This window comes from Halomonas sp. (genome assembly GCF_031581305.1).
Classification (GTDB): Bacteria; Pseudomonadota; Gammaproteobacteria; order Pseudomonadales; family Halomonadaceae; genus Halomonas.
In genome coordinates this window covers 1-7,893 of sequence record NZ_JAVLBC010000151.1, presented here as the reverse complement: position 1 = coordinate 7,893, position 7,893 = coordinate 1, and the positions used below count along the sequence as shown (strand labels likewise).

At 67.7% G+C, this 7,893-nt stretch carries 7 protein-coding genes, 1 pseudogene and 1 riboswitch; of the genes and pseudogenes, 4 read left to right on the top strand and 4 right to left on the bottom strand.

Annotated elements, in window-relative coordinates:
* From thiC to RI841_RS12250, 4 genes are all read right to left on the bottom strand, one after another.
* The coding region (gene thiC / locus RI841_RS12265; protein ID WP_310705888.1) for a phosphomethylpyrimidine synthase ThiC at positions 1 to 1,393 on the bottom strand (1,393 nt) is incomplete at its 3' end.
* Positions 1,394 to 1,475: 82 nt separating this feature from the next.
* Positions 1,476 to 1,587: riboswitch (TPP riboswitch) on the bottom strand.
* 68 nt (positions 1,588 to 1,655) lie between these two features.
* A complete protein-coding gene (locus RI841_RS12260) occupies positions 1,656 to 2,585 on the bottom strand; it encodes a lysophospholipid acyltransferase family protein (RefSeq protein ID WP_310705887.1) in 930 nt (309 codons plus the stop codon).
* Positions 2,586 to 2,588: 3 nt separating this feature from the next.
* On the bottom strand, positions 2,589 to 2,972 hold the full coding sequence (locus tag RI841_RS12255) for a DUF4870 domain-containing protein (protein ID WP_310705885.1): 384 nt from the start codon (positions 2,970 to 2,972) through the stop codon (positions 2,589 to 2,591).
* Between the two features lie 88 nt (positions 2,973 to 3,060).
* Entirely contained in the window at positions 3,061 to 3,444 is a 384-nt protein-coding gene (locus RI841_RS12250; RefSeq protein WP_310705884.1) for a VOC family protein, read from the bottom strand.
* Between the two features lie 74 nt (positions 3,445 to 3,518).
* Here RI841_RS12250 and RI841_RS12245 point away from each other — a divergent pair, with 74 nt between their 5' ends.
* The 4 genes and pseudogenes from RI841_RS12245 to RI841_RS12230 form a co-directional block, all read left to right on the top strand.
* Entirely contained in the window at positions 3,519 to 4,157 is a 639-nt protein-coding gene (locus RI841_RS12245) for a class I SAM-dependent methyltransferase (RefSeq protein ID WP_310705882.1), read from the top strand.
* Positions 4,158 to 4,285: 128 nt separating this feature from the next.
* Entirely contained in the window at positions 4,286 to 5,707 is a 1,422-nt protein-coding gene (locus tag RI841_RS12240) for an MFS transporter (protein ID WP_310705881.1), read from the top strand.
* A 100-nt stretch (positions 5,708 to 5,807) separates the two neighbouring features.
* Positions 5,808 to 7,616 carry an acyl-CoA dehydrogenase gene (locus tag RI841_RS12235; RefSeq protein ID WP_310705880.1) on the top strand — a complete coding sequence of 603 codons (1,809 nt, stop codon included), beginning with the start codon at positions 5,808 to 5,810 and terminating at the stop codon, positions 7,614 to 7,616.
* A 62-nt stretch (positions 7,617 to 7,678) separates the two neighbouring features.
* A pseudogene (locus tag RI841_RS12230) lies at positions 7,679 to 7,893 on the top strand (acyl-CoA synthetase); the annotation flags it as partial.

Sequence of the window (7,893 nt, the reverse complement as noted above, 5' to 3'; positions counted from 1 at the left end):
GCGCGATGTCGGTGGTCAGTGGCCCCAAGGTGTAGAAGGGCGCCTCGTCGCACTCGGTGAGCTGCTTCTCCATGTTCTCCTTGATCAGGTGCATGGGCACGTGGCCGGGCCCCTCGATCATCACCTGGACGTCGTGCTTCCAGGCGATGCGCGTCAGCTCGCCCAGGGTCTCGAGTTCGGCGAACTGCGCCTCGTCGTTGGCGTCGGCCACCGAGCCCGGGCGCAGGCCGTCGCCCAGCGAGAAGGCCACGTCGTAGCGCTTGCAGATCTCGCAGATCTCCTCGAAGTGGGTGTAGAGGAAGCTCTCCTGGTGATGGAAGAGGCACCACTTGGCCATGATCGAGCCGCCCCGGGAGACGATGCCGGTGACCCGCTTGGCGGTCAGCGGCACATAGCGCAGCAGCACGCCCGCGTGGATGGTGAAGTAGTCCACGCCCTGCTCGGCCTGCTCGATCAGGGTGTCGCGGAACACCTCCCAGGTGAGGTCCTCGGCGACGCCGTTGACCTTCTCCAGCGCCTGGTAGATCGGCACGGTGCCGATCGGTACCGGGGCGTTGCGGATGATCCACTCGCGGGTCTCGTGGATGTTCTGCCCGGTGGAGAGGTCCATGATGGTGTCCGAGCCCCAGCGGATGCCCCAGGTCATCTTGTCGACCTCGTCCTCGATGGAGGAGGTGACCGCCGAGTTGCCGAGGTTGCCGTTGATCTTCACCAGGAAGTTGCGGCCGATGATCATCGGCTCGGATTCCGGGTGGTTGATGTTGCAGGGAATGATCGCGCGTCCCGCCGCGACTTCGGCTCGCACGAACTCGGCGGTGATCTCCTCGGGCAGCCGGGCACCGAAGGCCTCACCCGGGTGCTGGTGGCCGAGGATGCGCTCGACCTCCTCGGTCCCGAGCGCCTGCCTGCGTTGATTTTCCCTGATGGCGATAAATTCCATCTCCGGGGTGATGATGCCCTGGCGGGCGTAGTGGAGCTGGGTGACGTTCCGGCCTTCCTTGGCGCGCCGCGGCGTGCGGGTCAGGTCGAAGCGCAGGTTGGCGAGCATCGGGTCGTTGGCCCGGCGCCGGCCGTACTCGGAGGTCGGGCCGTCGAGGCGCTCGGTATCGCCGCGCGCCTCGATCCAGGCGCGACGCAGCTCGGGCAGGCCCTGGCGCAGGTCGATCTCGGCTTCGGGGTCGGTGTAGGGGCCGGAGGTGTCATAGACCAGCAGTGGCGGGTTCTGTTCGTCGGCGCCGGAGGTGCGGGTCGGCGACAACGAGATCTCGCGGAAGGGCACGCGGATATCCGGGCGCGAACCTTGCACGTAGATCTTGCGCGAGCCGGGCAGTGGCTGGATGGCGGCCTCGTCGACCCGGGCGGTCTCGGCGAGGAAGTGATTGGTCTTGCTCATACGGTGTTCTCCCTTGGGGGTGGTGGCGTTGTCAGGGAGGACCGCTGGGAAGGACAGGGGCCGCGGAGGCGTGGAGCGCCAAGGCGGCGTGTCGCTTGATCCCTACGCTGGTCCTAGCCAGTTCAGGTTCAACGGGATCCATGCTCGCAAGCGCATGATCTCAGCCGTCTTTAACGGCACCCCGTCAAGCGAGGCTTCTACTGTAGCAGGAAGAGACACCATTGCCAGCCCGGCAAGGAGGGCTATCGGGTCTCCGCGGCGATCAATAGAGCCGGAAGCGCCGGTACTCCGGGTGTCCCTCGGCCTCCTGCGGCGTCTTGCGGTAGCGCTTGTATTCCCACTGGTACTGGGCCGGGTCCAGGGCGATGGCGGCCTCCACGCTGGCGTTGACGCCGGTGGCCGAGGTGACCTCGTCAGGGTCGTAAACCCGCTCGTCGGCGGACAGGAAATGCACGGCGAAGCCCTTGCCGGGCAGGCGCAGCGCCACGCCGATGACGACCCGTGCTTCGGTGCGGGCTACCAGCTTGGGCAGCAGGGTGGCAGTGTAGGCGAGACGGCCATAGAAGGGCGCGAAGACGCCACTGCCCCAGTTCGGCTCCTGGTCGGGCAGAATGCCCACGGCCTCGGTGCGCTTGAGCGCCTTGAGCAGCGCGGCCACGCCGCGGGGGGTGGTGGGTACCAGGCGTGCCCCCTGGCGTTCGCGTCCCTGGCGGATGATCGGATCCAGCGGGGCGAGCTTGGGGGGCTCGTACATGGCAGTGAAGGGGAAGTGGCCGGAGAGCCAGAAGTTGAGTACCTCCCAGTTTCCGAAGTGGGGGGCGAGCACGATGACGCCGCGCCCCTCGGCACGGGCCTCGTCGAGCAGCTCGCGGCCATGGACCTCGAGGATCGCGGCCTCGACCCGCTCGGGGGCACCCATCCAGGCGAAACCCAACTCGAGCATGGTGGTGGTGGAGTGGGTCAGGCTCTGCCGGGAGAGCTGGCGGCGCTCGGCCGGGCTACGGGAAGGGTAGACCTCGGCCAGGTTGGTCCGGGTGACCTGACGCTCCCGGCGGCTCAGCCGCTCCACCAGGGGGCCGACCAGCCGGGCCAGGCGCCACAGGGTGGCGAGGCGGCGACCGGCGAGGCTTCGCCACAGGGTGGCGATGGCGCGGGCCTGGAGGATGCTCGAGCGGGACTCACCTCTGGCCATGGATCAGACCCACCAGGTGTCCACGTTGTCCGGTGCGCGCTGCTCGTTCAGGGCCTTGAGCCCCTTCACGCAGCGGATCACCAGCCAGACCACCGCGGCCAGCCAGGTGAGAAAGCCGATGAGCACCAGGGTAAGCAGGCCGGAAATGCCAAAGTAGAGCAGGGCGATCCAGAAGGTCCGTATCTGATAACGATAGTGCTCGTCGAGCCAGGCTGGTCCACTGCCACGGTAGACGTAGGCGATCACCACGCCGACCAGCGAAGTGAGACCACCGGTGATCATCCCCGCCAGGTGCAGCACGTACACCACGATGGGGAGGGTCGTGTCGGGGGCAGTGCCCCGTTCGGGGATGGGGCGGTCGTCGTCCTGCGGAAGATGGTCGTTCATGGCGCGTTCCTGAAGATCGAAAGGCTGGCGCCAATCATACCGGTCGAAGACGACAATGCCACCGGGGGTCAGCCGGTCCGACAGGCTTCTAGGATTTCACGGGGCGGCTGATCTCCAGCAGGTTACCGTCCGGGTCGCGCAGGTAGAGCGAGTTGATCTCGCCGATAGCCCCTTGGCGGGCCACCGGGCCGAGCTCCACGTCGACATCCAGTGCCTCCAGATGGCGCTGGACCTCATCGAGCGGCAGAAGGCTGCGCAGGCAGAGGTCCAGACTGCCTGGCGTGGGCGTGGCGGCGCGGGGCGTCACGTCGGTGGCGGTCCAGTGCAGCCGCAGGGCAATGTCGCCCAGCATCAGGTCGACACGCTCGCGGTCGCGATAGCGCACGTCCAGTCCCAGCACCCGTGAATAGAAGTCCACGGCACGGGAAATGTCGGTCACGGTGATGACCAGATGATCCAGACCTGACAGCATTCGGGGCTCCTCTTGCGGGGTTCTGGCGATAGCAGGGGAATCCTGGGGGAATTCGTTCTGGTACAGAGGATACGATGATGCTGACCTGTCCGCTATGTGGGGCTACTGACACCGGGCACTTTCACCATGACGAACGCCGCGACTACCACCGCTGCCGGCATTGCGCGCTGGTGTTCGTGCCGCCCGACCAGTGGCTCGGGCCGGCGGAGGAACGGGCGGTCTATGACCAGCACGAGAACTCGCCGCATGACCCCGGCTATCGCCGCTTCCTGTCGCGGCTCTTCGATCCGCTACGCGAGCGGCTGTCGCCCGGCGCCCGAGGCCTCGACTTCGGTGCCGGCCCCGGGCCGACGCTGTCGGTGATGTTCGAGGAGGCGGGGCATCCCATGGCAATCTATGACCCCTTCTACGCGCCGGATGCCAGCGTGCTGGTAGACGAATACGATTTTATCACCGCCAGCGAGGTGGTCGAGCATCTGTTCCAGCCCGGTCGGGAACTGGCGAGACTGACCGATATGCTTCCGTCCGGCGGCTGGCTGGGGCTGATGACCAAGCGCGTCACCGACCATCAGGCCTTCATGCGCTGGCACTACATCCTCGACCCCACCCATGTGGTCTTCTTCAGCGAGGCGACCTTCGTGTGGCTGGCCGACCAGCTGAGCATGCGGGTCGAGTTTCCTGCGGCAGACGTGGCGCTGCTGCAGCGTCGATAAATCGATTGACTCGCCGCCGGCCGGGGGTATGCTTTTGCGCCCAGCATCGCTCCCCGGCCCGTCGTACCGGCGCCCTACGGCACTTTCTGCCACCTTCCTCGTTTTCACCTGCTGCTGTGAGGCTCTTCATGTCGCGGCAACTGCTTGCCATGGCCCTGGCGCCCCTGCTGGGGCTCTTCATCCTCGGGATCGGCAACGGTTTCCTGGCCACGGTGATCACCCTGCGCTTGGATGCCGCGGGGGAGTCCGCGGTGGTGATCGGCTGGGTCTCCTCGGCCTATTTCATTGGCCTGGCGCTGGGCGCCATGCTCAACGACCGGCTGCTGCTGCGCATCGGCCATATCCGCGCCTACGGCAGCTTCGCTTCGCTGGTGGCGGTGACCGTGCTGCTGCAGGGGTTGGTGGCCGAGCCCTGGGCCTGGTTTACCCTGCGCCTGATCGGCGGCTGGGCCACGGTGGGCGTCTACCTGGTGATCGAGAGCTGGCTGCTGGCCTCCGGCGATGCCAAGGTGCGCGGTCGTCTGCTGGCGCTCTACATGATCTCGCTCTACGCCGCCGGTGTGCTTGGCCAACTGCTGCTGGGCGTCACCGAGGCCATGGGGGGCGCGGCGTCGTTCATGGTCATCGGCATGCTGGCCTCGCTCTCGGTGCTGCCCATGGCAATGATCCCGCGGGTCTCGCCGCTGGTCGAAAAGGCGGAGCCGCTCTCGCCGCTGCGCCTGATCACCCTGACCCCGACCGGGGTAATGGGCAGCTTCGGCTCGGGGCTGATGGTGGCAGCGGTCTACTCTCTTCTGCCGCTTTACTTGCAGCGCACGGGGCTCGCGGTCGACCGGATCGGTCAGATGATGGCGGTGGTGGTGCTCGGTGCCATGCTGCTGCAGTACCCGGTGGGGCGCTGGTCGGACCGCCATGACCGGCAGCTGGTGCTCATCCTGATCGGGGCCTTCTGTGCCCTGATCTCCGCAGCGGTGCTCTGGCTGCCGATGACCCTATGGATCCTGGCGGGCCTGCTGTTCCTGCTGGGCGGTGGCGTCTTCTCGCTCTACCCGGTGGCGGTGGGTCATGCCGCCGACCGTGCCCCGGCCGGTGCACTGGTGCGCATGAGCCAGGGCTTGTTGCTGGTCAACGCCATCGGCTCGACGCTCAGTCCTCCGCTGGTCTCGCCGGTGATGAGTCTGATGGGCGATGCCGGCCTCTTCTGGGCCTTCGGGGCCATGGGGCTGACCCTGGTGGCCTTCTTCGGCTGGCGGCGCAGCGTGCGTCCGGCGCCGATGCCGGTGGCGCCGTTCTCGCCCTCCACGCCGATGTCCTCCGCCGGGGCCGAGCTGGCAGTCACCGAGGAGCATGTTCAGGGCGCCATCGAGCACGAGCACGTGGAGGATCTTTCGGGGGCCGTGCCCGATGTGGCGGTGGCCGAGCCGCTGGTCGGCCCGCCGCCGCCCGACGAGGCCCATATCGCCTACTTCGACGAGGCCGACACAGGGGAAGAGAATGAGCCTACCCAGGAGGAGCTGCCCGGCATTGAGCCGCTTTCTTCTCGCAGCTGAGGCCTGGCCTTCGTGAATGGTGGCTAAGACGTTGGGATAATGGTCGGCGAAAAGTAGTGAATCTACTATCGCCGTTATCATTTTCCCCAGAGGTGTTCCGATGCCCCCCTTCGCCGCCCCCGTCCGCGATATCCGCTTCGTGCTGGAGGAGTTGCTCGAACACGGCTCACTCTCGCTGCCCGGCTTCGAAGAAGCCAGCCCCGACCTGGTGGAGGCCGTACTGGAAGAGGCCGCCAGGCTGGCGGGCGAAGTGTGGGCGCCGGTCAACGCCAGCGGCGACCACCAGGGTTGCACCCGCCGCGACGACGGTAGCGTGACCCTTCCCGACGGCTTTATCGAGGCCTACCAGGCCTACGCCGAGGGCGGCTGGAACGGCATCGGCGTCTCCGAGTCGCTGGGCGGCCAGGGGCTGCCCGAGGTGGTGGCCAGCGCCGTTCAGGAGATGCTCCACGGCGCCAACATGGCGCTGGGCCTGTGCCCGATGCTCACCGCTGGGGCCATCGAGGCCCTGGCCCATCACGGCAGCGAGCAGCAGCAGGCCATCTACCTGCCGAAGCTGGTGGAGGGTACCTGGACCGGCACCATGAACCTCACCGAACCCCAGGCTGGCTCGGACCTCTCCAAGGTGCGCACCCGCGCGGTGCCCGAGGAGGACGGCAGCTACCGGCTCTTCGGCCAGAAGATCTATATCACCTGGGGCGAGCACGACGCCGCCGAGAACATCATTCACCTGGTGCTGGCGCGCACGCCCGACGCCCCCGAGGGCAACAAGGGGATCTCGCTGTTTCTGGTGCCGAAGTACCTGGTGAATGAGCCGCTGGTCAACGCCGACGGCAGCCTGGGCGAGCGCAACGACGTCACCTGTGCCTCCATCGAGCACAAGCTGGGCATCCACGGCTCGCCCACCTGCACCCTGAGCTTCGGCGAAGGCGAGGGCGCCATCGGCTATCGGGTGGGCGAGGAGGGGCGCGGCCTCAACCACATGTTCACCATGATGAACGAGGCGCGCCACAAGGTGGGGATCCAGGGCATCGGCGTGGCCGAGCGCGCCTGCCAGCACGCCTTCGCCTACGCCCTGGACCGTACCCAGGGGCGTAGCCCGCGCTCCGGGCGCAGCGACTGCCCCATCAGCGACCACCTGGATGTGCGGCGCATGCTGCTCTCCATGCGGGGGCGCACCGACGCCTTGCGCGCGCTCGCCCTATACTGTGCTGCCCAGCTGGACCTGGCCCGTCACGCGGCGGATGCGGCCGATCGCGAGGCGGCCCAGGCGCGGGTCGACGTGCTGATCCCGGTGGTCAAGGCCTTCTCCACCGACCAGGCGGTGGAAATCGCCTCGCTGGGCATTCAGGTGCATGGCGGCATGGGCTTTATCGAGGAGGCCGGCGCCGCCCAGCTGCTGCGCGATGCGCGCATCGCGCCGATCTACGAGGGCACCAACGGCATCCAGGCCCTGGACCTGGCCGGGCGCAAGCTGCAGCGTGACGGCGGCGCGGCCCTCGAGGGCCTGATTGACGACGTAGAGGCCACCGCCGCGGCGCTCAAGGAGACCCCCGAGCTGGCCGCGCTGGGCGAGAGCCTGGCCGCTGGCGCTGCCGACCTGCGCGCTGCCATGACCGCCGTGCTGGAAGCGGGCGCCGATGCCGAGCAGGGCGCCGATGCCGTCCAGGCCTACGCCACCCCCTTCCTCAATCTGACCGGCCATGTGCTGTGCGCCTGGCAGATGGGCGAGGCGGCCCTCAAGGCCAGCGCGGCTATCGCCAGGGGCCGTGATGAAGCGTTCTATCAGGCCAAGTGCCAGAGCGCCGACTATGCCATCCGCCAGTGGCTGCCGGTGGGCCGTGCCCAGCGTGCGGTGATCGAGGCCGGTATGGCGAGCCTCGCCGCCTTCGATGCTGCCGCCCAGTGACCTTTTCGCCGCCGGCCCCGTGCCGGCGGCGTACTTCCCGGACCACCTCACGGAGCCTTCCCATGAGCCAGAGCATCTTCGAACAGGGCCTGCCGCAGACACCCGCCAACCATGTGGCGCTCTCGCCGCTGACCTTCATCGAGCGCACCGCCTCGGTCTACCCGGACTATCCGGCGGTGGTCTATGGCGAGATCCGCCGTGACTGGGGCACCACCTGGGAGCGCTGCCGGCGGCTTGCTTCGGCACTGGAGACGCGCGGCGTCAAACCCGGCCAGGC

Coding starts and splice junctions, on each gene's coding strand:
- RI841_RS12260 (WP_310705887.1), bottom strand. CDS start 2,585: ATGGCCAGAGGTGAGTCCCGCTCGAGCATCCTCCAGGCCCGCGCCATC.
- RI841_RS12255 (WP_310705885.1), bottom strand. CDS start 2,972: ATGAACGACCATCTTCCGCAGGACGACGACCGCCCCATCCCCGAACGG.
- RI841_RS12250 (WP_310705884.1), bottom strand. CDS start 3,444: ATGCTGTCAGGTCTGGATCATCTGGTCATCACCGTGACCGACATTTCC.
- RI841_RS12245 (WP_310705882.1), top strand. CDS start 3,519: ATGATGCTGACCTGTCCGCTATGTGGGGCTACTGACACCGGGCACTTT.
- RI841_RS12240 (WP_310705881.1), top strand. CDS start 4,286: ATGTCGCGGCAACTGCTTGCCATGGCCCTGGCGCCCCTGCTGGGGCTC.
- RI841_RS12235 (WP_310705880.1), top strand. CDS start 5,808: ATGCCCCCCTTCGCCGCCCCCGTCCGCGATATCCGCTTCGTGCTGGAG.